Below are 25,129 nucleotides of genomic sequence, written 5' to 3'. Positions count from 1 at the left end.
CGGTTACCCCTTCGCCTGCGCCTTGGCGGCCAGGGCCTTGTCGGCCTCCGCCTTCTGGGCGTCGGTAGGCCGCTTGAGGCCGATGCGCATCGTGAAGTTCGCCACACGGCGCTGGTCGCGCTGGCTCAGGCTCACGTTGGCCGAGGTGATTTCGACCAGTTCGGGCTTGACCAGCCAAGGGCTGTTGTTGCCGAGGTTGCGCAGCAGCTCCGACACGCGCTCGTTCGACTGCGCCATGCCTTGCAGGGTCACGGTCTGGTTCTCCTGCTTCATGCTGGTGAGGTAGACGCCGTCGGGCAGTTGCCGGACGAGTTCGTTGAGCAGGTGCACGGGCAGGTTGCGGTCGCCTTGCAGATCTTCCACGGCCAGCTGGCGCGCGCGCAAGGCTGCGATTTCTTCCTGCAGCGTCGAAATTTCCTTGATCTCGACTTCGAGCTTCTTGATCTCGGCCTGCAGGAAGCCGTTCTTCGAACGCTGGGCCGACATCTGGGCTTCGAACCAGAGGTAGCCCAGGCCAGCGATCAGGACGCCGAGCAGCGCGGCGCCACCCAGGGTGCCGTAAAAGGCCTCGCGGCGACGCTTGCGCGCGGCTTCGCGGTGCGGGAGCAGATTGATCAGGATCACTGCAGGAACCTCCGCATGGCCAGGCCGCACGAGGTCAGATAGGAAGGCGCTTCGCGGCGTACCTTCTTCTCACGGATGCTGGGACCGAAATCCATGCCGTCGAACGGGTTCACAAGCGAGCAGGCGAACGAAGTCTGGCGGGTCACGGCGTTCGTCAGCCCCGGCAATGACGACGATCCGCCCGCCAACAGCACGTAGTCCACGCGGTTGTGCGGCGTGCTGGTGAAGAAGAACTGGAGTGCCCGCGCGATTTCCTGCGCGATGCTTTCGACGAAGGGTTTGAGCACGCCCGAGCCGTAGTCGTCGGGCAGGTCACCGCTGCGCTTCTTGGCCTCGGCCTCTTCGGCGGAAAAGCCGTACTGGCGCACGATGAGCTGAGTGAGCTGCGCGCCACCGAAGGCCTGGTCACGGTCGTACAGCACTTCCTGATTGCGCAGCACCTGCATGCTGGTCGTGAAGGCGCCCACCTCGAACAGCGCCACGATGGCGTCCACGCCCTTGCCGGGGAGCTGCTCGATCAGCCGTGCCGTGGCCAGGCGCGAAGCATAGGACTCGACATCGAGAATCATCGCCTTGAGGCCGGCGGCTTCCGCCAGGCCTTCGCGGTCCTGCACCTTCTCCTTGCGGGAGGCGGCGATCAGCACTTCCACGTCGCCGACGGACGTCGTGCTCGGGCCCGTCACGCAGAAGTCGAGGCTCACTTCATCGAGCGAGAACGGGATGTATTGGTTGGCTTCGGACTCGACCTGGATCTCGAGCTCCTGCTCGCTCATGCCGCCCGGAAGAATGATCTTCTTGGTGATCACCGCCGAGGGCGGCAGCGCCAGCGCGACGTTGCGGGTCTTGGTGCCGCTCTTGCGCACCACACGACGCACGGCTTCGGCCACTTCGTCGAATTTTTCGACGTTGCCGTCGGTGATCCAGCCGCGTTCGAGCGGCTCGATGGCGCAGCGCTCCAGAACCAGCTTGCCGCTGGCCTCGCGGCCGAGCTCCACCAGCTTCACGCTGGACGAACTGACGTCCAGTCCCAGCAGGGGGGCGTTCTGACGACGAAACAATGATCCAAGAGCAGCCAAGTTAGGTCCCTCTCCCCCTGTTATTTGTAACCAATGGAAAAATATGCGTTCGGTTGCATGCTAGCAGCAGGCACAGCGCCAACCAAGCGCGCCGAAAGACCGAAACCGGCAACCGTTGTCAAAACGTGACGTCAAAGCCGCATTCTGTAACTTTCTGCTTAGCCCCGGGGGAGGGAATGCGCGAGGTAACAAAGATCCGGGCGCGCCGAGGGGGCGGCTTTTTATAATGTCCGGTGACTCTCCGGGCCCCCATGCAAGAAACTTCCAGCCCCAAGGGGCGCGCCAAGACCCCTCCCCCCGAACGCCCCTTCTGGCTCAAATGGCTGTTGCGTTTCGTGTTCTGGGGCGCGGGCATCGCTGCGGCGGGCCTGCTTTCCATCCTGTGCGTGGTGGCCGTGGCGCTGGCGGTGGCCTATCCCAACCTGCCGGACATCTCGGAGCTCTCCGACTACCGCCCCAAGCTGCCGCTGCGGGTGTTCTCCGCCGAAGGCACGCAGATCGGCGAATTCGGGGAAGAGCGACGCAACCTCACCCCCATCGCCGCGATCCCCAAGGTCGTGAAGGACGCGGTCCTCGCCGCCGAAGACGCCCGCTTCTATGACCATGGCGGGGTCGACTACAAGGGCCTGGTCCGCGCCGGCCTCGCGAATCTGAATCGCGTGAAGAGCCAGGGCGCGTCGACCATCACCATGCAGGTGGCCCGCAACGTCTATCTGAGCTCCGAGAAGACGCTGACCCGCAAGATCTACGAGGTGCTGCTGACCTTCAAGCTGGAGCACCTGCTCAGCAAGGACCAGATCTTCGAGATCTACCTGAACCAGATCTACCTGGGCAACCGCGCCTACGGTTTCGCAGCCGCCTCTGAGGCTTACTTCGGCAAGCCGCTGTCCGAGATGACGATCGCCGAGGCCGCCATGCTCGCCGGCCTGCCGAAGGCGCCCGGCGCGAACAACCCGGTCAACAACCCGCAGCGCGCGCGCGGACGCCAGTTCTACGTGATCGACCGCATGCAGGAAGCCGGCTTCATCACCGCCGAGCAAGCGGCCGAGGCCAAGAAAGAGCAGCTGCACCTGCGCGACGCCGCCGACCCGAACCGCCTGCACGCCGAATACGTCGCCGAAACCGTGCGCCAGCTGATGTACGCGCAGTACGGCGACAGCACCTACACGCGCGGCCTCAAGGTCTACACCTCGCTGGTCGCAGCCGACCAGGCCGCTGCCTACAAGGCCCTGCGCAAGGGCATCATGGATTACGAGCGCCGTCAGGTGTACCGCGGCCCCGAGAAGTTCATCGACCTGCCGAACGACCCGAAGGAGCTCGACGAAGCCGTGGACGACGTGCTGAACGACCACCCGGACAACGGCGACGTGATGGCAGCCGTGGTGCTCAAGGCCACGCCCAAGGAAATCCAGGCCATCCGCGCCAACGGCGACGCCGTGCAGATCACGGGCGACGGCCTCAAGCCCGCGCAGTCCGGCCTGTCGGACAAGGCACCGCCCAACATCAAGATCCGCCGCGGTGCCGTGATCCGTGTCGCGAAGACACCCAAGAACACCTGGGAAATCACCCAGCTGCCCGAGGTGGAGGGTGCGTTCGTCGCCATGGACCCGCGCGACGGCGCCATCAAGGCCCTGGTCGGCGGCTTCGACTTCGGCAAGAACAAGTTCAACCACGTCACGCAGGCCTGGCGCCAGCCGGGCTCGAGCTTCAAGCCCTTCATCTACTCGGCCGCGCTCGAAAAGGGATTCACCCCCGCCACAGTCATCAACGACGGCCCGCTGTTCTTCGACGCCGGCACCACCGGCGGCCAGCCCTGGGAGCCCAAGAACTACGGCGGCGGCTTCGACGGCCCGATGTCGATGCGCACGGCGCTGATGAAGTCGCGCAACCTCGTATCGATCCGCATCCTGCAATCCATCGGCACGCGCTACGCGCAAGACTGGATCACCAACTTCGGCTTCGACAAGGACAAGCACCCCGCCTACCTCCCGATGGCGCTCGGCGCCGGTGCCGTCACGCCGATGCAGATGGCGGTGGGCTACTCGGTGTTCGCCAATGGCGGTTACCGCGTGAATCCGTACCTCGTGACCCGCATCACCGACCACAAGGACCGCGTGCTGGTCGACGTCCAGCCGCCGCTGCTGAATGAAACGTCGCGCGCCATCCCGCAGCGCAACGCCTTCATCATGGACACGCTGCTGCAGTCCATCACGCGCGCCGGCACGGCAGCGAAGGCGCAGGCGATGCTCAAGCGCCCCGACCTCTACGGCAAGACCGGCACCACCAACGACTCGCTCGACGCTTGGTTCGCGGGCTTCCAGCCCACCATGACGGCGATCTCGTGGATCGGCTACGACACGCCGCGCAACCTGGGCGACCGCGAAACCGGCGGCGGCCTGAGCCTGCCGATCTGGATCAATTACATGGAAACCGCCCTCAAGGGCGTGCCCGTGACCGACCTGTCGACCACGCCGCCCTCGGGCATCGTGAGCGTCGGCGGCGAGTGGTACTACGACGACTACGCGCCGGGCCGCGGCGTGTCGAGCCTGGGCGTGGAATCCTCCGCGCCGGTGGCCCCGGCCGAAGCCCTGAGTGGCCCGGCGATCAGCGCGCCTGCACCGCCCGAGGAGCGCAACCGCATCCTCGACCTGTTCAGGAACTGATCAAGAAAGCGGGAAAGCGGCGGCTCAGGCCGCCGCGAACATCAGCGGCTGCCCCGCCTGCAGGGTCGCTTCGCGCGACAGGTTGCCGAAGAACTCTTCCCCGGTCTTGGTGTCCACCCACACCCGGCCGTCGTGCCGGTAGTGGTAGCCGCCGGAGCGTGCCGCCAGCCAGATTTCCTGCAGCGGCTTCTGCAGGTTCACGATCAGCTGGCTGCCGTTGCGAAACGACATCGTGATCATCCCGCCGACCCGCTGGTTGTCGATGTCGGCGTCGGTCGCGTCGTTGATGCGGTCGCAGCCCTGCTCGATGGCAGCAAGCGCCGCCTCGGCGCGGTCCATGTACTCGGTGTCGGTCATTACAATTTCAGCATGTTGAATGTTCGCCAAATTCTAGTGAGCGCTCGCGCCCGCACCGCGCTCATGGTCTGCCTTGCCGCCAGCGCGGCCGGCCTTGCGGCGTGCGGACAGCGCGGCGCGCTCTATCTGCCGACCGATCCGGCGGCCGCCCAGCGCGCCACCTTGCCCCAATTGCTCACCCCCGGCGGCTCCAAAGCCGCCGACAACGAAGCGGCCCCCAAGCCCGCCGCAGCCAGCAGCGCCCCCGCCTCCCCCCAGAAATGACGACGAACACCTCCCTGCCCGGCCACCCCCACATCGCCCACCGCGACGGCGCCCTGCACGTCGAAGGCGTCGCGCTCGACGCGCTGGCACGCACGCACGGCACGCCGCTGTTCGTCTATTCGAAGCAGTGGATGCTCGACGCCCTGGCCGCGTACCAGCGTGGCTTCGAGGGCCGCGAGGCGCTGATCTGCTACGCCATGAAGGCCAATTCGTCGCTCGGCGTGCTGCGCGTGTTCGCCGAAGCCGGCTGCGGTTTCGACATCGTCTCGGGCGGCGAACTGTCGCGCGTGCTGGCCGTGGGTGCCGATCCCAAGAAGATCATCTTCTCGGGCGTCGGCAAGACGCGCGCCGAGATGCGCCAGGCCCTGGCGGCCGGCATCGCCTGCTTCAACGTCGAGAGCGAAGCCGAGCTCGACGTGCTCAACGAGGTGGCGCTGGCCGAGAAGGTGCGCGCACCGATCAGCATCCGCATCAATCCGAACGTCGACCCGAAGACGCACCCGTACATTTCCACGGGCCTCAAGGGCAACAAGTTCGGCATCGCGCACGACCGTGCGGTGCAGGCTTACCAGCACGCCGCCCGGCTGCCGGGCCTCGAAGTGGTCGGCATCGACTGCCACATCGGCTCGCAGATCACCGAAGCCTCGCCCTACCTGGACGCCTGTGACCGCGTGCTCGACCTGGTGGAAGCCATCGAGGCGGCCGGCGTGCCGATCCATCACCTGGACTTCGGCGGCGGCCTGGGCATCGACTACAACGGCGAAGTGCCGCCCAAGGCCGATGCGCTGTGGCAGCAGTTGCTCGCCAAGCTCGACGCGCGCGGCTTCGGCCAGCGCAAGCTGGTGATCGAACCCGGCCGCTCGCTGGTCGGCAATGCCGGCGTCTGCGTGACCGAGGTGCTCTACACCAAGCCCGGCGAGGACAAGAATTTCTGCATCGTCGACGCGGCCATGAACGACCTGCCGCGCCCCGCGATGTACCAGGCCTTCCAGAAGATCGTGCCGCTGCGCGAGCGCGCCGGCGACGCGCCGACCTACGACGTGGTGGGCCCGGTCTGCGAAAGCGGCGACTGGATCGGCCGCGACCGCGCGCTCAACGTGGTGGCCGGCGACCTGCTGGCCGTGCTGTCGGCGGGTGCGTACTGCATGAGCATGGCCAGCAACTACAACACGCGCGGCCGGGCCGCCGAGGTGCTGGTGAGCGGCGCCAGCGCGAAACTGATCCGCCGTCGCGAGACGATGGAAGACCAGCTGCGCGCCGAGATCGACGGCTGATCCGGTCTCAGCCGGTGCGCAGCGGCTTCTCGCTGCCGCGCACGGCCACCGCCGGCCTGGCCTGGCGCTTGCGCGCGAAATTCCAGACGCGCCACGCCAGCAGCACCCCGATGATTGCGGCGTAGACGAACACCTCGGCGAAGTTGTTCTTGCCCGCGCGCATCCAGAAGAAGTGCAGCAGCCCGAGCCCCGCGATCACGTAGACCAGCCTGTGCAGCAGCTGCCAGCGCTTGGCGCCCATCGCCTTGATCGCGCGATTGAATGATGTGGCGGCCAGCGGCGTCAGCAGCACGAAGGCCGAGAAGCCCACCAGGATGAACGGCCGCTTGGCGATGTCCTTGGCGATTTCGCCCCACTCGAAGCCCATGTCGAACCAGCTGTAGCACAGCAGGTGCAGCACCACGTAGAAGTACGCGAACAGGCCCAGCATGCGGCGCAGCCGCGCCAGCGCATTGAGCTTGGCGATCACGCGCAGCGGCGTCACCGCCAGCACGATGCACAGGAAGCGCAAGGTCCAGTCGCCCGTCGCGCGGATCAGGAACTCGGCCGGGTTCGCGCCCAACCCGTCGGTGAAGGCGCCGAAGGCCAGCCGCGCGAACGGCAGCAGGCACAGCAGGAAGACGACCGGCTTGGTCGCCGAGTGCATGAGCAGCTTGTTCAGCATGGCGCAACGACCGGGCGAACGCGCCCGCTCAGTAGTTCTTCTTCAGGTCCATGCCGGCGTAGAGCTGGCCGACCTGCGCCTCGTAGCCGTTGAACATCTCGGTCTTGCGCCGCTTCGCGAACAGCCCGCCGCCGTCGCCGATGCGACGCTCGGTCGCCTGGCTCCAGCGCGGGTGGTCGACGTTCGGGTTCACGTTCGAATAGAAGCCGTACTCCTGCGCCGCGGCCTTGTTCCAGGCCGTGCTCGGCTCCTTCTCGACGAAGCGGATCTTGACGATCGACTTGGCCGACTTGAAGCCGTACTTCCATGGCACCACGAGCCGCACCGGCGCGCCGTTCTGGTTGGGCAACACCTCGCCGTACATGCCGAAGGCCAGCAGCGTGAGCGGGTGCATCGCCTCGTCCATGCGCAGGCCTTCGGTGTAGGGCCAGTCGAGCACGCGCGAGCCGACGAAGGGCATGGTCTTCGGATCGGCCAGCGTCACGAACTCGACGAACTTGGCATTGCCCTGCGGCTCGACCTTCTTGATGAGCTCGGCCAGCGAATAGCCGATCCACGGGATCACCATCGACCAGCCTTCGACGCAGCGCAGGCGGTAGATGCGCTCTTCCTGCGCGCTGAGCTTGAGCAGGTCTTCGATGCCGTACTTGCCTGGCTTCTTGACCAGCCCCTCGACCTCCACGGTCCACGGCCGCGTCTTGAGGGTGCCGGCGTTCTTCACCGGATCGCCCTTGTCGACGCCGAACTCGTAGTAGTTGTTGTAGCTGCTCGCGTCCTTGTAGTCGGTGAGCTTTTCCATGGTCTGCGCGCCCGGCACGGCCGACTTGGCGCCCGGCAGCAAGGCCAGCTTGTGCGGGCCGGTCGCCTGGGCGAAGGCCTCGCGCCCGGCGAAGGTGGCGAGCGCCGCGCCCGCGGCACCGCCGGCCATCAGCTTGAGCAGGTCGCGCCGGCCTTCGTAGGCCGCGCGCGGCGTGATCTCACTCGACAGCGGATGGACAAAACCGCGGGTGTCGCGACGGTGCGAACGGGAAGGGAACGACATGACAGGCCTTTCGCGTGAATCGTTGTGCTCAGGGTAGTTCGTGACATGCCCTGGTTTGGTTACGCGCCATGGCGGCGCGTGGTTTCAATTCTTCGCGAAAGGCGCAGAACCTGCGCTCAGAGCGTGCCGTAGCTGTGCAGACCGCTCAGGAACATGTTCACGCCAAGGAAGGCGAAGGTGGTCACGGCCAGGCCGGCCAGCGCCCACCAGGCGGCGACGGTGCCGCGCAGGCCCTTCACGAGGCGCATGTGCAACCAGGCCGCGTAGTTGAGCCAGACGATCAGCGCCCAGGTTTCCTTCGGGTCCCAGCTCCAGTAGCCGCCCCAGGCATCGGCCGCCCACAGGGCGCCCAGCACGGTGGCGATGGTGAAGAAGGCGAAGCCGACGGTGATCGACTTGTACATGACATCGTCGAGCACCTCGTTGGCCGGCAGGCGCGCCGCGATGCGCTTGCGCCCCAGCAGGATGCCCGCGGCGATCAGCGCCGAGATGCCCGCGTAGACCACCCAGTAGCTGCCGCCGGCTTCCTGCACACGCTGGCGGAAGGCCACCGGCACGAAGCACAGCGCCGCGCCCAGCAGCCAGATCGGCGTGAGCTTGTACCAGCGGGTCTCGTCGGCCTGTTCCTTGATGAGGTAGGCGAAGGCCACCATGGCTGCGAGCGCGAAGGTGCCGTAGCCGATGAAGTTGGCGGGCACGTGCAGCTTCATCCACCAGCTCTGCAACGCGGGCACCAGCGGCTGGATCTCATGCGCCTCGCGCACGATCGTGTACCAGAGCAGGAAGCCGACCGCCGCGCTGACCACCAGCATCACGAAGGCGCCCAGGGCGCGCGTGTTGTAGCGCTCTTCGAAGTACAGGTAGAACGCGGCCGTCAGCCAGCAGAACAGCACGAACACTTCGTACAGGTTGCTCACCGGGATGTGGCCGATGTCCGGGCCGAGCTGGTGGCTTTCGTACCAGCGCACCATGGTGCCGATCAGCGCCATGGTCACGGCCGCCCAGGCCAGGCGGGAACCGATCAGGTCGAAGGTGTCGGCCTGCTGCTTGCCGGCGACAAAACCGATCCAGTAGAACAGCGTGCTCATGAAGAACAGCACGCTCATCCAGAGGATGGCCGACTGGCTCGACAGGAAGTACTTGAGCCAGAACACCGAATCGGCGCGCGCCAGGTCGCCCTGGTAGGAGCTGATGGCCAGCAGTGAGGCCGCGGCCACCACCAGCGCCAGCACCCGCAGCGGGCGCCAGAACCAGCAGATGCCGATGACCGAGACCAGCGCCGCCACGAGGATCGGCTTTTCGTAGCTGTCCATCGAGCCGGCGTGGCGCATGAAGGCGAACGCGCCGCCGGCCAGCACCAGCGCCGCGAACACCCAGTCGAACAGGTTGCGGCGGGAGAGCCAGCTTTCGTGGAGCGTGAGGGTCGTGGTGTTCATGGTGACGCCGGTTCTTCTTTCTTCAGGGCGAGCAGCTTGTGCTTCAGATGCTCGAATTCGCGATCGCTGTCCAGGGTCTTGCGGTTGACCGAGAACGCCATCGTGGCGACGGTTGCGCTGGTGTCGCGGCCGTCGTTGTCTCCAGAGGCGCCGCCGCCGGGTGTCAGCCACACCCACAAACGGCGCTCGCGCACGTACAGCATGGCAAAAATACCGATGATCAGCAACAGACACCCCAGATAGACGATGTTCTTGCCAGGGGCACGCGCCACCTGGAAGACGCTGGCCTGCACCTGGGTGAAGTCGGTCATCATCATCGCGACCGGCGCCGGGTAGAAGTGCGCGTCGCTCAGCGCCAGCACGGCCTGCGTCAGGTAGCCCTGGGTTTTCTCGTCGTTCGGCAGCGCGGCCAGACCGGCGCCTTCGCGGCTCAGGTTGAGCACTTCGAACAGCACGTCGTTGAGGATGCGCACCAGCACCGTGCCGGCGCGCTCGCGCTCGGCTTCAGGCACGTTGGCCTCCATGAATTCGGCAATCGCCTGCCAGCCGCCCTGCGACGCGGCGTCGGCCTTGGCGCGCTCGGCCCCCGAGAACAGCGCCAGCGCGCGGGCGGCCGACACGCGCAGCTGCTCGGCCATCTCCGGGCGCTTCGGGTCGGTCGCCTTGGCGATGTAGCGCTCGACGGCACGCTCGCGCGTGGCGGGATCGCCCAACGCGGTGCGCATGCGCACGAAGCCGTCCATCGAGCCCTGCTCGTCGGCCGGCACGCGCAGGTAGCGGAACGGCTCCTCGGGCTTCTCGCGCATGCCCAGCAGGAACACCGGCTGGCCGTCGCCGGCGTCGACCGGCACCATGTAGTTCTGGTACTCCCGCGCCTGGCCGGCCGCGTCGCGCAGCTTGTAGCCGATGCTGGGGCCGATGTTGCGCAGCACCTTGGGCTTGTTGGTCTTGTTGGCGGCGCCCAGACGCGACTCGAGGCCGTGGCGCAGGTCGACCTTGCGCACGTCGGCGCCGCTGCCCATCGCACCGCCGTCGGCGAAGTTCTCGACGTTGATCACGCGCAGCGCGGCGTACTCGAGCGTGAGCTTGTCCTTGCCGTTGGTGATCTCGGTACTCGGGCCGCCGATGATGCCCTCGACCTCGAAGGGCTTGGCCGCGGCCGCCATCGGCACCGCCTTGAGCTTCACCGTGGAGCCGCCGTCGTCGAAGCTCGACTGGTAGATCTCCACGCCCTTGTAGCTGGCCGGATGGTTCACCTCGATGCGCGCGGGCACCTGCTCGCCGCTCTCGCGGTCGTGCAGCACCACCTCGCTGGCGAACAGCTTGGGCATGCCGGTCGAGTAGTAGTCGACGATGAACTTCTTCAGCTCGATGGTGAACGGCAGCTCCTGCAGCAGCACGCCGTCGGCCTGGTTCAGGATGGCCACGTTGCCCCGCCCGCCCTCGGGCACGAGGATGTTGCCGCGAAAGGTCGGGTTGGCGGTCGACAGGCGGTGCTCGGGCGCCACGTCGGCGATCATGCCGCCGCCCGTGAACACGCTCTTGCCGTTGAACCAGGTCTGGGCGCGCACGACGAGGTCGCCGTCGAGCAGGCCGCCGATGCACACCAGCACGATCGCGCTGTGGGCCGCGATGTAGCCCAGCTTGTGGGCGCCGCCGGCGCGCGCCGCGACCATCCAGCCGGCCGCCGCCTTGCCGTCGGCGCTGGCGTGACGCTGCTGCAGCTTGACCTTCCAGCCGCCGCTCACGAGCAACTGGCCGATGCGGTTGGCCGCCATGTCGGGCGTTTCCGCCAGGCGGTTTTCGGCGCGCTGGCCGAAGGCCTTGAGGCTCTGCGCGCGGATGTCTTCCTTGAAGGTGCGCAGGTCGATCAGGATGCGCGGCGTGTTGCGCGCGACGCACAACGACGTGCTGATCACCAGGAACAGCAGGATCAGCATGAACCACCAGGCGCTGTAGACCGAGTCGAGCCGGGCCGCGCGGAACAGCTCGGCCCAGAAGGGCCCGAACTGGTTGATGTAGTTGTTGATCGGCTCGTGCTGCTTGAGCACGGTGCCGATGATCGAGGCGATGCAGATGACCGTCAGCAGCGCGATCGCGAAGCGCATCGACGACAGCAGTTCCACCGCGGCGCGAAGCAGCTGCGGGCCGCGATGCACGCGAAGGCCATGGGTGGAAACGGTCATCGGAAGGGAACCAGGAAAGGAGAAAAAAACAAAAGGGCGGGCCATCCTCCTGGATCGGCCCGCCCTTTGTTTGGGATTTTTATCGGCGGTTAGTTCACGCTGGACAGCGCGACAGCGGAAATCAGCGCAGGCCGGCGATGTAGTCGGCGACAGCCTTGATTTCGCGGTCGTTGAGCTTGGCGGCCACGCCGTTCATGGGCGAGCTGTTCAGGCGGACGTTGTCGCGGAAGGCCACGAGCTGGGTCACGGTGTAGTCGGCGTGCTGACCGCCCAGGCGCGGGTACTGGGCCGGCAGGCCGGCACCGTTCGGGCTGTGGCAGCCGGCGCAGGCGGGGATCTGGCGATCGCCGATGCCGCCGCGGTAGATCTTTTCGCCGAGGGCGACCGTGTCCTTCTCTTTCGAGAAGCCCGGCTTGATCTTCTTGGAGCCGACGAACCAGGCGATGTTGCGCATGTCGTCTTCGGACAGCGCCGACGCCAGCGGCTTCATGATGGCGCTCTTGCGCTTGCCGGACTTGAAGTCCTGCAGCTGCTTGAGGATGTATTCGGGGTGTTGTTGCGCCAGCTTGGGGTTGGCTGCGATGGCCGAGTTGCCGTCCGCGTTGTGGCACGAAGCACAGCTTTGGCTGTTGGCCGGCGTCGCATTGAACAGCGTGTCGCCCTTGGCGGGATCGGGCTTGGCCGGCTTGGCGGCTGCCGCTGCGGGGGCAGCGGCATGCTCATCGGCTGCAAAACTCGCGCTGGCTGCGACGCCCATGAGGGCTGCAAGCAGAATATTGGCAAACAACTTCATATCGGGGGCTTCGAATTTATGGCGCAAAACCCCGCGATTCTACAATGGCGCCCCGTTCCGAAAGCCCATAGATGACCTCCCCGCGCGCCAAGTCCGCCGCTTATCCTCCCCGCGCGGCCCCTGCCGTGGACCCGCAGGTCGCTGAACGCGAGCGCGTGGCCCTGGGTTGGCTGCACACCGCCCACTTCCTGACCAGCGCTCCGCAGCTGGAACACCTGCCTCCGGTCGACCTGCCCGAGATCGCTTTTGTGGGCCGTTCCAACGCCGGCAAATCGACCGCCATCAATACGCTGACGCAGCAGACGCGCCTGGCTTTTGCCTCGAAGACGCCCGGCCGCACGCAGCACATCAACCTGTTCGGCATCGGCAAGCAGAAGGTCGACGACGCCGTGCTGGCCGACCTGCCCGGCTACGGCTATGCCGCCGTGCCGAAGGAAGCCAAGCTGCGCTGGCAGCGCGTGATGGGCAACTACCTCATGACGCGCGAAAGTCTGCGCGGGGTTGTCCTGATGTGCGATCCGCGCCACGGCCTGACCGAGCTCGACGAGATCCTGCTCGACGTGATCCGTCCGCGTGTCGAGCAAGGCCTGAAATTCCTGGTGCTGCTGACCAAGTCCGACAAGCTCACGCGCACCGAAGCTGCCAAGGTGCTGTCGATTACGCGACTGAACGCCGGCGGCGGCGAGGTCAAACTGTTCTCGGCCCTGAAGAAGCAAGGGGTCGGCGAGGCGGCCGAACTGCTGTGGCGCTGGGTGCATCCCGACGACGCCGCAGCAGCACCGGCAGCGCCCGCGCCACCACCGGCCGAAGACGCCTGATGCGCTAGAGGAACCGGCTGCATCGAGCGTCCCGCCTGCGAAGTTCACTATCAAAACAATAGCGACAGTCAACCCAAGGAGACACGAAGCATGATCGAGACCTTCCAACGCAGCCTGCCCAACGGCACCACCCTGAGTTGCCGCGCCGCCGGCAAGCCGGGCCAGCCGCTGATGGTGTTCCTGCACGGCTTTCCCGAAGCCGCGTTCATCTGGGACGAACTGCTCGCCTACTTCTCGGACCCGGCCCACGGCGGCTACCGCTGCGTGGCGCCCAACCTGCGCGGCTTCGAGAAGTCCAGCGCACCCACGGAAGTGGCCGACTACAAGGCCCACCTGCTGATCCAGGACATCCAGCAGCTCGTGGCCACCGAGAGCGCTGACGGCACGATGGCCGCGCTGGTGGCCCACGATTGGGGCGGCGCCTTCGCCTGGGGCTACGCCAACGCCTTCCCGCAGCAGGTCGGCAAGCTGGTCATCATCAATTCGCCGCACCCGGGCACCTTCACGCGCGAACTGCGCAACAACCCGGCGCAGCAGCAGGCCAGCGCCTACATGCACTTCCTGGCGCGTCCCGACGCCGAAGCCCTGCTCGCGGCCGACGACTTCAAGCGCATGTGGCCCTTCTTCCTCTTGATGAAGGCCGGCCCGGACGGCTTCGGCTGGCTCACTGAAGAGGTGAAGCAACAGTACCGCGAGGTCTGGAGCGCGGGCCTCACGGGCGCCTGCAACCTGTACCGCGTGACGCCGATGAAGCCGCCGCTGCCGGGCCAGACCGTCGACAGCATTCCGGTGCTGCCGCGCGAACGCCTCACGGTGGCCATGCCGACCTTCGTGTTCTGGGCGCTCGACGACGCCGCGCTGCTGCCGGGCCTGCTCGAGGGGCTGGAAGAGTACGTGCCGAAGCTCGAGGTCAAGAAGGTGCCGAACGCAACCCACTGGATCGTGCACGAGCAGCCGCAGCTGGTCGCGCGCGAGATCGAGGGCTTCCTGGCCCGCAATCAGTAGATGGGAGGCTCGCCTTCGGGGCGGGTCTTGAAGCGCCGGTGCACCCAGTAGTACTGGGACGGCATCGTGTCGATGTAGCCCTGCAGGCGCTCGTTCATGAGCGCCGTGTCGGCCTCGACGTCGTCGGTCGGGAAGTTCTGCCACGCCGGCAGCACCTGAATCTCGTAGCCGCCGGGCGTGAGCTTCGCCACCACCGGCACCACCTTGGCCTTGCCCAGCCGCGCAAAGCGCGACAGCGAGGGCACGGTGGCCGCCTGCACGCCGTAGAAGGGCACGAAGATGGTCTGGTCGCGCCCGAAATCCATGTCGGGCAGCAGGTACAACAAACCGCCCTTGCGCAGCCCCGAGAGGATGGGCTTGATGCCGTCCACCCGGTTGAGCGCCGCCACGTCGCCGAAGCGCGTGCGGCCTTCGCGGATCCAGGCGTCGACCATCGGGTCGCGCTGCGTCGTGTAGATCGTGGCCGACGGGCGCGCCGTGTGCATGGTGAGCGCAGTGGCCGCAGCGTCCAAGCCGTAGAAGTGCGGCGCGAACAGGATCATCGGCGCGTCGCCTTCGGCGATCTCGCGGATTTCCGGCGCAGAACCGACGATCTTCAGCCGGCTCTTCACCACCTGCTCGGGCGCATGCCAGAGCCAGCTGCGGTCCAGCCACGACTGCGCGACGAAGACGAAGGTCTCGCGCGCGATGGCGCGGCGCTCGGCCTCCGATTTCCCGGGGAAGCACAAGGCCAGATTCCGGTCGACCACGCGCCGCCGCGGCACGGCGATGGTGTGCAGCAGGCGGCCGAGGACCCTGCTGAAGCCGCGCACGAGCGGCAGGGGCAGCGGTGCCAGCACCCGCATGAAGCCGATACCGAGTCGGGAGCTAAGGCTCATGGCGCAGCCCCTCCGGCAGCGTTGGCCACCACGGCGGGTTCGCCGCGCGGCTCCTTGTAGCGCGCGTAGTCCCACACGTACTGGCCGGGCAGGCTGTGGATCAGGCGGCCGATGCCGTCGTTCATGGCGGCGGCGGCGTCCTCGATGGACGCATCGGGGTCGGTGAGCGCTGTGCCGACGATCGGCTCGAAGCGGATCACGTAGCCCGCGCCGCGCGGCAGGCGCTCGCACACGCTGAGGAAGCAGGCGGCGCCGGTCTGTTGGGCCAAACGGGGAAGCAGGGTCATGGTGTAGGCAGGGCGGCCGAGGAAAGGCGCCCACACGCCCTGCCCCAGCGGCGGCACCTGGTCGGGCAGGATGCCGGTGTAGCCGCCGCTGCGCAGCGTGCGGATCAGGCCGCGCACGCCGGTGTTGTTGGTCGGCAGGGTCTGCAGGCCGGGCCGGTCGCGCGAACCCGCGGCGATCAGGTCGGCCATCCATTTCTTGCGCGCCGGACGGAACAGCGCGGTGATCGGCCCGAAGTCCGCGAGAAAGCGCTCGCCGATGGCCTGGCCGCACATTTCCCAGCTGCCCAGGTGCGGCGCCACGAGGATCACGCCCTTTTTCGCGCGCATCGCGGCCTCGAAGGCCTCGACGCCTTCCCAGCGCACCACGCGCGTCAGCACGCTCTCGCCCTGCGGGCGCAACCACAGCCAGGGCAACTCGGACGCCATGTGGCCGGCGGCGGCGATGGCGGGACGGTACTGCGCGGGCGAGAAACCGGCGCTCTCGGCGTTGGCCTTGAAGCGGCGGCGGTAGTCCGGCGCGCACCACCAGACCAGCCACCCCAGCAAGGCGCCGAGCCGATGCATCAATGGCATCGGCAAGCGGGCAAGCAGGCGGAACAGGGTGATCATTGAGCGGGGAGGGAGAGAGAGTCAGGGAGCGTCAAAAGACGGAGGCGCGCGCATGGTATTGCGCGGCTCGAATAGAATGCAAATTGTCGCCGAGTTACGGAACAACTTGCAGGGCGACACCCACAAGCGCGAATGCGATTGTGTCCCGTCGATACGTCGACATCTGCTAAAGCGTTCGCCAGGGCTCCGCAGAGTTGGCAACGCGCCAATTGAACTCAAGGAGTGACTACAGTGGCGAACGACTTTCTCTTTACTTCCGAATCGGTTTCCGAAGGCCATCCCGACAAGGTCGCGGACCAGATCTCGGACGCGATCCTCGACGCGATCTTCGAACAAGACCCCCGCAGCCGCGTCGCCGCCGAAACGCTGACCAACACCGGCCTCGTGGTGCTCGCCGGCGAGATCACGACCAACGCGCACGTCGACTACATCCAGGTCGCGCGCGACACCATCAAGCGCATCGGCTACGACAACACCGAGTACGGCATCGACTACAAGGGCTGCGCGGTGATGGTCTGCTACGACAAGCAGTCCAACGACATCGCCCAGGGCGTGGACCACGCGTCCGACGACCACCTGAACACCGGCGCCGGCGACCAGGGCCTGATGTTCGGCTACGCCTGCGACGAGACGCCCGAGCTGATGCCCGCGCCGATCTACTACGCCCACCGCCTCGTGGAGCGCCAGGCCCAACTGCGCAAGGACGGCCGCCTGCCCTTCCTGCGCCCCGACGCCAAGAGCCAGGTCACGATGCGCTACGTGGACGGCAAGCCCCACAGCATCGACACCGTGGTGCTCTCCACGCAGCACAGCCCCGACCAGAGCGAAACGCCGACCAAGATGAAGGCCTCGTTCAACGAAGCCATCATCGAAGAGATCATCAAGCCCGTGCTGCCCAAGGAATGGCTGCAGAACACGCGCTACCTGATCAACCCGACCGGGCGCTTCGTCATCGGCGGACCGCAGGGCGACTGCGGCCTCACCGGCCGCAAGATCATCGTCGACACCTACGGCGGCGCCTGCCCGCACGGCGGCGGCGCGTTCTCCGGCAAGGACCCGTCGAAGGTCGACCGCTCGGCCGCCTACGCCGCGCGCTACGTGGCCAAGAACATCGTGGCCGCCGGCCTGGCGCGCCAGTGCCAGATCCAGGTGGCGTACGCCATCGGCGTGGCCCAGCCGATGAACATCACGGTCTACACCGAAGGCACCGGCGTGATCCCCGACGAGAAGATCGCCGAGCTCGTGCGCGAGCACTTCGACCTGCGCCCGAAGGGCATCATCCAGATGCTCGACCTGCTGCGCCCGATCTACCAGAAGACCGCCGCCTACGGCCACTTCGGCCGCGAAGAGCCCGAGTTCACCTGGGAAGCCACGACGCAAGCCGCTGCACTGCGCGCTGCGGCCGGCCTCAAGTAAGCACCGCGATACCGGGTCTCGAGGCCCGCCGTCCCCTCGGGGCGGCGGGCCTTTTTCTTTTCGTGGCGCGTTCTTCAGAAGCGGTACGCGCCGCTCAGGCCCAGCGTCCAGTTGCGGCCCGGCGCGGGCTCGTAGAAGCGCGCATTGCCTTCGTTGACGATGACCGAGCCCATGTAGCGCCGGTCGAACAGGTTGTCGACGCGCGCGAAGGCGTTGAAGTCCCAGCGCTCCCACTTCTTCAGGTAGCCGGCGTACAGCGCCGCCACGGCGTAGCCGTGCGCGCTCGCGGTGTTCAGGTCGTTGGCCTGGATGTGGCTCAGCGCGCGCATCTCGACACCCGCGCGCCAGCCCTCGGGCGGCACCCAGCCGAGCGACGCGAACAGCGACTGCCGCGCGATGCCCGGGATGCGGTTGCCCGCGTTCACCGCGTTGCCGCCCGCGCAGGGCGACGGCGAGCAGAACGCATCGCGGTAGGTCGCGTCCAGCCAGGTGTAGGCCACCTGCGTGCGCCAGTGGTCGGCCGTCTCGTGCTGCCAGCCCAGCTCGAAGCCGTTGCGCCGCGTGCGCCCGGCGTTCTGGAAGGTGGCGCGACCGCCGCTGTTGGTGGCGGTCACGATCTCGTCGCGCGTGCGCGTGTGGAACAGCGCCGCCGTCAGCAGGCCGCCGCCCAACCGCGCCTTCGCGCCCACTTCGAGGCTGTCGTTCACCGAAGGCCGCAGCCCGAAGTTGAGCCCGCTGGCGCCGCCCGGACGGTACGACAGCTCGTTGAGCGTCGGTGTCTCGAAGCCCCGGCCGACCGAGCCGTACACCGCGAGATCGGGCGTGGCCTGGTAGCGCAGCGAGGCCACGGGCAAGGTCTTGCTGTAGCTCGCGCTGCCGCTGTCGTCGCGGTTCGCTCCGCCGATGTACAGGTCGTGCGAATCGAAGTGCACGCGGCTGCGGCGCACGCCAGCCTCAAGCGTCCAGCGCTCGGCAAAGCGCCAGGCGGCCTGCGCATAGGGGTCGAGGTTCCAGACCTCGTTGCGCTCGTTGCGGCGCAGCCGCCCCTGCACGCCCAGCAGGGGCGCGGCCACCGGGCCCTGGTAGTTCTCGTAGCCGCGGCGGCGCTCGCGCAGGCTGTCGTAGCCCAGGCCCGCCACGAGGTCGAAGGGCCGGTCGGCCAGCTGCAGCGCGGCGGTCCAGCGCAGGTCGACGCCGCCGTACTGGCGCGAGAGGTCGATCACGCCGCCCGCGTGCAGCGGGCTCTGCTGCGCCGACGGCGGGATCGACTGGAACTGCACGGTCTTTCGCTCGCCGCCATAGACCATGAACTGCAGCGCCTGCTCGGCATTCAGGCGCCGCTCGTAGCGCAGGCCGACCTGCGTCTGCTCGACCGTCTTGCGCGTGTCGTACTGCAGCGCCAGCGGTGCCTTGCGCGGTGACTGCGCGACCTGCTCGGCCGTCAGGCCCAGCGGGTCTTGTGCCTCGATGCGCACGCTGTTGAACACCAGCGTGAGCTTGTCGCCGTTGTCCAGTGCGATGCCCAGCTTGCCGTTCGCGATGTTGCGCCGCGCGGCGCTCTGTTCGCGCCAGCCGTCGGTGCGAAAGTGGCTCGCGCCGAGCAGGTAGTCGACCGCGCCCTGCGAACCGCTCAGCTGCAGCGACTGGCGCCAGCTGCCGAAGCTGCCGCCCGCCAGCGAGTACGACAGGCGCAGCGCGCCCTCCCCCGAGGCCGTGAACGCCTGCACCACGCCGCCCGACGAATTGCCGTACAGCGCCGAGAACGGCCCGCGCAGCACTTCGACGCGGTCGACCGAGCCGATGTCGATGTTCGAGGTCTGTCCCTGGCCGTCGGGCAAGGTGGCCGGAATGCCGTCGACGTACAGGCGCACGCCGCGCACGCCGAAGGTCGAGCGCGCGCCGAAGCCGCGCACCGACAGCTGCAGGTCCTGCGCGTAGTTCATGCGGTTCTGCACCTGCAGGCCGGGCACGGCGCCCAGGCTCTCGGACAGGTTGACCTGCAGCCGGCTGTCGCGCATCTCGTCGCCGTCGACGCGGTCGACCGAGCCGGGCACGAGAAACGGAGACAGCGTGCCGCGCGGCGTGGAAACGGTGACGTCGCGCAGCGTGCCAGCCGGTGGTGTTGCGGGCTGCTGGCCGTGCACGGCCAGCGGAACGCCCAGGATCAGCAGGCGAAGCGAGTAGGAGAGTGCGGCATTCATCGGCACCGATTCTGCGTCGGTGCCCTGCCCCTTTTGCCTAGCGGGAACCCGTGCGCGGCGAGCGGCGCCAGCCGAACCAGGCGCACACGAGCACCGGAACGCCCAGGCCCACCCAGGCCACCATGTCGCCGAGGCCGCCGTCGCTGAACAGCGCAGTGATGAGGCCGATAGTGGTCAGCACGCCCAGCACGATCGGCCAGCCCCACATGCGCCAGAAGGATTGGTGCGGTGCCTTGTGGTGCGTCGTCATGCCTGCACCTTCATGGCCGGTGCCGGGTCAGGCTGTGGGCCCGATACCGTGGCGGGCGCCGCAGTCGTCGTGGTCGCCCGTGCCGGCACCGTGTTGCCACGCTTGAGCCACAGGTACAGCCCGCTGCCTAGCACGATGATGGTCGCGATGTCCAGCAGCGCCCACAGGATCTGCATCGGCATGCCGCCGTAGTCGCCGAAGTGCAGCGGCTGCGACACCAGCAGGCCCGTGAGGTACCACGGCATCTTCGGCGCCGCCGTGACTTCCGCCGTCTTGGCATCGACCAGCACCGGCTGCAGCAGCTTCGAGGTGAAGGGCTCGTTGCCGCGCAGGAAGAAGGTCGTGTGGTGCGGGCTCGAGAACGAGGTGCCCGGGAACGCGATGAACGACAGCTTCATGCCCGGCGCCTTCTGCATCGCCCCTTCCATCGAGCGCTGCAGCGAGCCGCGCTCGGCCACCGGCACCACCGGCTCGTTCTTGTAGGGCGCGAGCAGCGTGCTGAGCTGGTCGTACTGCCAGTACTTGATGATCAGGTCGGCCCAGGTGTTGATCATGCCGGTGGAGCCCACCACGAACAGCCACACCAGCGTGACGATGCCCAGCAGGTTGTGCAGGTCGAGCCACTTCAGGCGCGGGCGCTTCTCGCGCCGCACGGTACCGAAGTCGAGCTTGCGCATGAACGGCGAATACAGCACCACGCCCGAGACGATGGCCACCAGCAGCAGCAGTCCCATGAAGCCCAGGAACAGCTTGCCCGGCAGCCCGGCGAACAGGTCGACGTGCAGCTTGAACATGATGTACATGAAGCCCTGGCTGAACTCCGGTTGCGCCAGCACGACGCCGGTGCGCGCATCGACCGCCACCGACTTGAAGTCTTCGGTGGGTTCGGGCGTGGGCGTGAGCGTGACGAACCACAGGCCGTCGTCGTCCTCGGGCTGCGAGACGAACTGCACCACGCGGTCGGGGTGCTTGGCGCGGCCGATCTCGACCACCTTGTCCAGGCTGATGCGCGGCGTGTTCGCCGGCATCTTCGGCGCCTCGACCTCGGTGCCCAGCAGGTGGCCGATCTCGTGGTGGAAGATCAGCGGCAGGCCGGTGATGCACAGCAGCAGCATGAACACCGTGCAGACAAGGCTGCTCCACTTGTGCACCCAGGCCCAGGTCTTGATCTTTCGGCTGTCCATGTCGTCGTGCGTCGTTGGGTGGGGAAAAGGCTAGAAGCGGTAGGTGGCGCTCGCCACGATGTTGCGGCGCGCACCGTACCAGCAGTCACCGCGCGAGAGGCAGGTGCTGAAGTACACCTTGTCCGTCACGTTGTTGATGTTGAGCGCATAGCGCCACTGGGCCGTATCGTAGGCAAACACCAGGTCGGCCAGTGCCACGCCGGGGATGCGCGGGCCGGTGCCGAACTGGGTGTCGCGGAACGAACTCATCACGCGCACGCCGGCGCCGGCCGAGAAGCCGCTCATGCCGGCCACCGAGAACCTGGACTTGGCCCAGAAGCTGGCCTGGTGCTTGGGCAGGCCTTCGATCTGCGCGTCGGCGTCGGTGTAGTTGTAGTGAGCGATCAGGTCGAGGTTGGGGCCCACCGAGCCCTTGGCTTCCAGTTCCACGCCTTTGGTCTTGGTCAGGCCGCGCTGCGAGAACACCTTCGGCTGCTCTTCGACGATCTGGTTCTTCTCGCGCAGGTCGTACACCGCGGCGCTGAAGGCCATGGCGCGGTTCTTCGGCTCGTACTTGACGCCCGCTTCCCACTGCTCGCCGCGCAGCGGCGAGAAGATGCGGCCTTCGCGCGGCGACTGCGGCGTGAACGACTCGCTGTAGCTCAGGTACGGCGACCAGCCCGAGGGATGGGCGTACATCACGCCCAGGCGCTTGGTGGTGGCGCTGCTCTTTTGCTCGTCGCTGCCGGCAGCGCTGGACACGGCCCGGTCATGGCGTAGGCCGGCCACGAAGATCCAGTGGTCGAGCTTGATCTGGTCCTGCAGGTACAGGCCGGTCTGGCGCTGGCGGGTGCGCGGACGCGCCACGCGCTCGGGTTCGTCCAGGTGGCCGTACACCGGCGCGTAGATGTCGATGGTGTCGGCCGTGGTGCCGCCCCAGACGTTCTCGCGCTGGCGCGCGAAGTCCGCGCCCACGAGCAGCGTGTGCTGGAGCGCGCCGGTCTGGAAGTGGCCCTCGACGTGGTTGTCCAGCGTCTGCGTGCGGTTGCGCGTCAGTTGGCTGTCGTAGTAGCGGGGGAACACGCGCTTGAAGACCGGGTCGGTCGACCAGCTGTCGAAGCCGCTGAACGCGCCGCCGTAGTGGTAGCGGTTGTCGTTTTCGTTCTTCGCGTAGCGGAAGTTCTGGCGCACGGTCCAGCTGTCGTTGAACTTGTGCTCGAACTGCCAGCCGAAGGTCTGGCGCTCGCTGTTGTAGTAGTCGCCGGGCTCGCCGATGAAGCGGCTGGCCGGTACGCGGCCGTTCGGGTTCGGCAGCAAGGTGCCTTCCCACGGCAGGAACTGCGAGCTGCTGCCGCTCTTGTCCTTTTGCCACAGGCCCTGCAGTGTGAGCGAGGTCGCCGCGTTGGGGCGCCAGGTGAGCGAGGGCGCGATCACGCTGCGGTCGTCGGGCACGTGGTCGACCTGCGAATCGGACTTGCGCTGCAGCGCGATCAGCCGGTACGACAGCGAGCCGTCGGCATTCAGCGGACCGGTGAGGTCGGCCTGCACCTGCTTGCGGCCGAAGCTGCCGAACTGCACGCCCACCTCGCGCTGGGCCTCTTGCAGCGGTCGCTTGCTGACCATGTTGATCACGCCCGCCGCGGTGCCCGCGCCGAACAGCATGCCCGAGGGGCCGCGCAGCACTTCGAGGCGCTCCAGCGTGTAGGGCTCGGTGCGCGTGGTGCTGGTGTAGTAGCCGTAGGCCTGGCGCAGGCCGTCGAGGTAGATGTCGGGGTTGGCGCCGCGCACGCGCATCGAGTCGGTGCGCGAATCGACACCGTAGGCGTCGGAGCGCACGCCCGCCGCGTAGTTGAGCGCCTCCTGCAGGTTGGTTGCGCCCTGGTCGACCATCTGGTCGCGCGTGATCACGGTGACGGACTGCGGCGTTTCCGACAGCGGCGTGTCGGTCTTGGTGGCGGTCACGGCGTTCTTCGCGCGGTAGCCGATCACGGGCGAGGTGGCGGTCTCGGCTTCGGCATTGGCATCGACGCGCACTTCAGGGAGCGAACCCGTGCCACCCGTTTGCGCCAGAACGTGCTGCTGCGCGTAGATCGCCAGGCAGCCCACCAACACCGAAGCGGCCCTGCGCCGCGCCCTCATTCTTGCCATGTTTTTATGGTTCATTGAACGCTATTGATAACAATTCGCATTCTATTGTCAAGAAAGTCTCGGTCCCCGGGTTTTCCAGCAGACGGGGGCGAAGCGTTGCAAAACCGCCGCGGACGCCCGCACCAGCCGAGCTACGATCCCGCCCGCACGCCGTTTCCGTGCGCTGACAGGCCCCATGCTCAAGCTCCTCGCCTCGTTGTTTCCTGCGCTGCGCGGCCCGGCGCTGATGCTGGCCGTGCTGGTGCTCACCGGCTGCGCCGGCCTGCCGCCGCGCCTGCCCGACGGGCCGCCCTCGATCGCCATTCCCGCCTCGGCCGCCACCCCGCTCGGCCGCGCCGCCGCCAGCCTCGATTCACCGCCCGACGGGCTCTCGAGCATGCGGCCGCTGATCGAGGCCTCGTTCGCGCTCGATGCACGGCTGGAGCTCATCCGCCGCGCCCGGGCCTCGCTCGACGTGCAGACCTACCAGCTCGGCAACGACAAGACCGGCCGCCTGCTGCTGCGCGAACTGCGCGACGCCGCCCGGCGCGGCGTGCGCGTGCGCCTGCTGCTCGACGATTTCTACACGGCGGGCATGGACCGCCTGCTGCTCGGGCTGGCCGCCGAGCCCAACGCGCAGGTGCGGCTGTTCAACCCCTTCGTGAACGCCCGCGACCATTCGTCGATGCGCTGGCTGGAGTTCTTCGGCGATTTCCGGCGGCTCAACCACCGCATGCACAACAAGCTGTTCATCGCCGACGGGGCCCTGGCCATCGCCGGCGGGCGCAACCTCGCGGACGAGTACTTCCTGCGCAGCGACAGCGCCAACTTCATCGACTTCGAGCTGCTGCTGGCCGGCCCGGTGGTGCCGCAGTCGGCCGGGATCTTCGACACCTACTGGAACAGCGACGTGGTCTACCCGCTGCAGCGCATGGCCGGCACGACGCTCACGCCCGACGAGCTCAAGGCCGCCTTCGACGCCGCGACCTCGCCCGCCTTTGCGCCGATGCCCGACCCGCTGGCCGCCACCGACCTGCTGGGCGACCTGCCGCTGGGCGCGCAGCTGGACAACATCGGCGAGACGCGCTGGATCCGCGCCGAGGCCGCCGCCACCGCCGACAGCCCGAACAAGGCCCTGGGCACGATGGCGCGCCCGCAGGAGTCGCTGGCGCAGCGCTTCCACGAGATGCTGGGCGCCGCGAAGTCGAACGTGGTGGTGATCTCGCCCTACTTCATTCCCGGCGACGAGGGCATGGAGCGCATCCGCATGGGCCGCGACCACGGCCTGAACATCACCGTGGTCACCAACTCGCTGGCCGACAGCGACGAGCCGCTGGTGAACATCAACTACAACCGCTACCGCGTCGACATGCTCAAGCTGGGCGTGAACCTGTACGAGGTGAGCACGCAGCAGCTCAAGCGCAGCGGCCAGTTCCGCAGCCTGCTCAAGAAGGCGCGCGGACGCCTGCACGCCAAGCTGGCGCTGGTCGACCGCCAGTGGGTGCTGCTCGGCTCGATGAACCTCGACCCGCGCTCGGCCCTGTTGAACACCGAGTTCGGCGTGCGCGTGCGCAGCTTCGAGCTCACGCAGGCGCTGCTCTTCGCCTACCAGCTGGACGACATGGAAGGCGTGTACCGCGTCGTGCTCAAGCCGGACGGCCAGAACGTGCAGTGGATCGGCACCGGTGACGTGCACAACGAGGTGCTCGATAGCGAGCCCGACTCCAGCATGCTCACGCGATTGCAGCTGCTGCTGTTCTCGTGGTTCGTGCCGACCGACCAGCTGTGAGCCGACGGCCGCACGTCGCATCCGCACCACAAATGCGAACAGCTCGCATCTAGAACTTTACAATTCAGTCCGCCGCGTCCAGCGGCCGTCACCCAGGGGTGCCGCCGACGGAGCTTCCGTCCGCGCGGCCCCCGCCTCACCCAGATTTTTTCAAGGCAAGGCACGACATCGCCCTTCGTCGCATGGACGACGGGCGGTGCGTGTGCG

The 25,129-nt window shown here is 67.4% G+C and carries 21 protein-coding genes; 7 read left to right on the top strand and 14 right to left on the bottom strand.

The window, feature by feature from the left end:
* Positions 1-3: 3 nt before the first annotated feature.
* Entirely contained in the window at positions 4-624 is a 621-nt protein-coding gene (locus AC07OH_RS18925) for a PilN domain-containing protein (protein WP_495301732.1), read from the bottom strand.
* Positions 621-1,700, bottom strand: coding sequence for a pilus assembly protein PilM (locus AC07OH_RS18920; protein ID WP_489059002.1), 1,080 nt, complete (start codon positions 1,698-1,700; stop codon positions 621-623). The genes AC07OH_RS18925 and AC07OH_RS18920 overlap by 4 nt, the downstream gene beginning before the upstream one ends.
* A 251-nt stretch (positions 1,701-1,951) precedes the next feature.
* On the opposite strand from AC07OH_RS18920, the gene AC07OH_RS18915 reads away from it, so the two are divergent.
* Positions 1,952-4,363, top strand: coding sequence for a penicillin-binding protein 1A (locus tag AC07OH_RS18915; RefSeq protein ID WP_495301731.1), 2,412 nt, complete (start codon positions 1,952-1,954; stop codon positions 4,361-4,363).
* A 24-nt stretch (positions 4,364-4,387) separates the two neighbouring features.
* Here AC07OH_RS18915 and cyaY read toward each other — a convergent pair whose 3' ends face one another.
* Positions 4,388-4,720 (bottom strand): iron donor protein CyaY, encoded by a 333-nt coding sequence (gene cyaY, locus AC07OH_RS18910; protein ID WP_495301730.1) that lies wholly within the window; start codon positions 4,718-4,720, stop codon positions 4,388-4,390.
* Positions 4,721-4,732: 12 nt separating this feature from the next.
* Here cyaY and lptM point away from each other — a divergent pair, with 12 nt between their 5' ends.
* Both lptM and lysA read left to right on the top strand, forming a co-directional pair.
* Positions 4,733-4,984, top strand: coding sequence for an LPS translocon maturation chaperone LptM (lptM, locus tag AC07OH_RS18905; protein WP_495301729.1), 252 nt, complete (start codon positions 4,733-4,735; stop codon positions 4,982-4,984).
* Positions 4,981-6,258 (top strand): diaminopimelate decarboxylase, encoded by a 1,278-nt coding sequence (gene lysA, locus AC07OH_RS18900; RefSeq protein WP_495301728.1) that lies wholly within the window; start codon positions 4,981-4,983, stop codon positions 6,256-6,258. Before lptM ends, lysA begins: the two co-directional genes overlap by 4 nt.
* 7 nt (positions 6,259-6,265) lie before the next feature.
* On the opposite strand, the gene msrQ is transcribed toward lysA, so the two are convergent.
* The 5 genes from msrQ to AC07OH_RS18875 form a co-directional block, all read right to left on the bottom strand.
* Positions 6,266-6,919, bottom strand: coding sequence for a protein-methionine-sulfoxide reductase heme-binding subunit MsrQ (gene msrQ / locus AC07OH_RS18895; protein WP_495301792.1), 654 nt, complete (start codon positions 6,917-6,919; stop codon positions 6,266-6,268).
* A 31-nt stretch (positions 6,920-6,950) separates the two neighbouring features.
* A complete protein-coding gene (gene msrP, locus AC07OH_RS18890) occupies positions 6,951-7,964 on the bottom strand; it encodes a protein-methionine-sulfoxide reductase catalytic subunit MsrP (RefSeq protein WP_495301727.1) in 1,014 nt (337 codons plus the stop codon).
* Between the two features lie 116 nt (positions 7,965-8,080).
* The gene (gene ccsB / locus AC07OH_RS18885; protein ID WP_495301726.1) at positions 8,081-9,400 is read right to left on the bottom strand and encodes a c-type cytochrome biogenesis protein CcsB; all 1,320 of its coding nucleotides are present in this window, start codon (positions 9,398-9,400) and stop codon (positions 8,081-8,083) included.
* Positions 9,397-11,586, bottom strand: coding sequence for a cytochrome c biogenesis protein ResB (locus tag AC07OH_RS18880; protein ID WP_495301725.1), 2,190 nt, complete (start codon positions 11,584-11,586; stop codon positions 9,397-9,399). Before AC07OH_RS18880 ends, ccsB begins: the two co-directional genes overlap by 4 nt.
* A gap of 121 nt (positions 11,587-11,707) precedes the next feature.
* On the bottom strand, positions 11,708-12,379 hold the full coding sequence (locus tag AC07OH_RS18875; protein WP_070059954.1) for a c-type cytochrome: 672 nt from the start codon (positions 12,377-12,379) through the stop codon (positions 11,708-11,710).
* A gap of 71 nt (positions 12,380-12,450) precedes the next feature.
* Here AC07OH_RS18875 and yihA point away from each other — a divergent pair, with 71 nt between their 5' ends.
* Complete coding sequence (yihA, locus tag AC07OH_RS18870) at positions 12,451-13,197, top strand: ribosome biogenesis GTP-binding protein YihA/YsxC (protein ID WP_492679557.1); 747 nt, start codon at positions 12,451-12,453, stop codon at positions 13,195-13,197.
* A gap of 90 nt (positions 13,198-13,287) precedes the next feature.
* On the top strand, positions 13,288-14,202 hold the full coding sequence (locus AC07OH_RS18865; RefSeq protein WP_495301724.1) for an alpha/beta fold hydrolase: 915 nt from the start codon (positions 13,288-13,290) through the stop codon (positions 14,200-14,202).
* On the opposite strand, the gene AC07OH_RS18860 is transcribed toward AC07OH_RS18865, so the two are convergent.
* Complete coding sequence (locus tag AC07OH_RS18860; protein WP_495301723.1) at positions 14,196-15,080, bottom strand: LpxL/LpxP family acyltransferase; 885 nt, start codon at positions 15,078-15,080, stop codon at positions 14,196-14,198. The genes AC07OH_RS18865 and AC07OH_RS18860 overlap by 7 nt on opposite strands.
* Positions 15,077-15,976: a lysophospholipid acyltransferase family protein gene (locus tag AC07OH_RS18855; protein ID WP_495301722.1), complete on the bottom strand. Its 900-nt coding sequence runs from the start codon at positions 15,974-15,976 to the stop codon at positions 15,077-15,079. The genes AC07OH_RS18860 and AC07OH_RS18855 overlap by 4 nt, the downstream gene beginning before the upstream one ends.
* Positions 15,977-16,207: 231 nt before the next feature.
* Here AC07OH_RS18855 and metK point away from each other — a divergent pair, with 231 nt between their 5' ends.
* Positions 16,208-17,392: a methionine adenosyltransferase gene (gene metK, locus AC07OH_RS18850; protein ID WP_062471813.1), complete on the top strand. Its 1,185-nt coding sequence runs from the start codon at positions 16,208-16,210 to the stop codon at positions 17,390-17,392.
* Between the two features lie 74 nt (positions 17,393-17,466).
* On the opposite strand, the gene AC07OH_RS18845 is transcribed toward metK, so the two are convergent.
* Genes AC07OH_RS18845 through AC07OH_RS18830 form a run of 4 tightly spaced genes read right to left on the bottom strand, consistent with a single transcriptional unit; the run spans position 17,467 to position 23,154 of the window.
* Positions 17,467-19,593 (bottom strand): TonB-dependent receptor domain-containing protein, encoded by a 2,127-nt coding sequence (locus AC07OH_RS18845; RefSeq protein ID WP_495301721.1) that lies wholly within the window; start codon positions 19,591-19,593, stop codon positions 17,467-17,469.
* A gap of 37 nt (positions 19,594-19,630) precedes the next feature.
* Entirely contained in the window at positions 19,631-19,843 is a 213-nt protein-coding gene (locus tag AC07OH_RS18840) for a hypothetical protein (RefSeq protein ID WP_495301720.1), read from the bottom strand.
* Positions 19,840-21,027: a PepSY-associated TM helix domain-containing protein gene (locus AC07OH_RS18835; protein ID WP_495301719.1), complete on the bottom strand. Its 1,188-nt coding sequence runs from the start codon at positions 21,025-21,027 to the stop codon at positions 19,840-19,842. Before AC07OH_RS18835 ends, AC07OH_RS18840 begins: the two co-directional genes overlap by 4 nt.
* 30 nt (positions 21,028-21,057) lie before the next feature.
* On the bottom strand, positions 21,058-23,154 hold the full coding sequence (locus AC07OH_RS18830) for a TonB-dependent siderophore receptor (RefSeq protein WP_495301718.1): 2,097 nt from the start codon (positions 23,152-23,154) through the stop codon (positions 21,058-21,060).
* Positions 23,155-23,329: 175 nt separating this feature from the next.
* Here AC07OH_RS18830 and AC07OH_RS18825 point away from each other — a divergent pair, with 175 nt between their 5' ends.
* Positions 23,330-24,922: a phospholipase D family protein gene (locus AC07OH_RS18825; protein ID WP_495301717.1), complete on the top strand. Its 1,593-nt coding sequence runs from the start codon at positions 23,330-23,332 to the stop codon at positions 24,920-24,922.
* Positions 24,923-25,129: the final 207 nt, after the last annotated feature.

It is taken from the genome of Variovorax sp. GW821-FHT10C12 (assembly GCF_059415405.1).
This window is presented reverse-complemented; position numbering and strand designations above follow the sequence as displayed.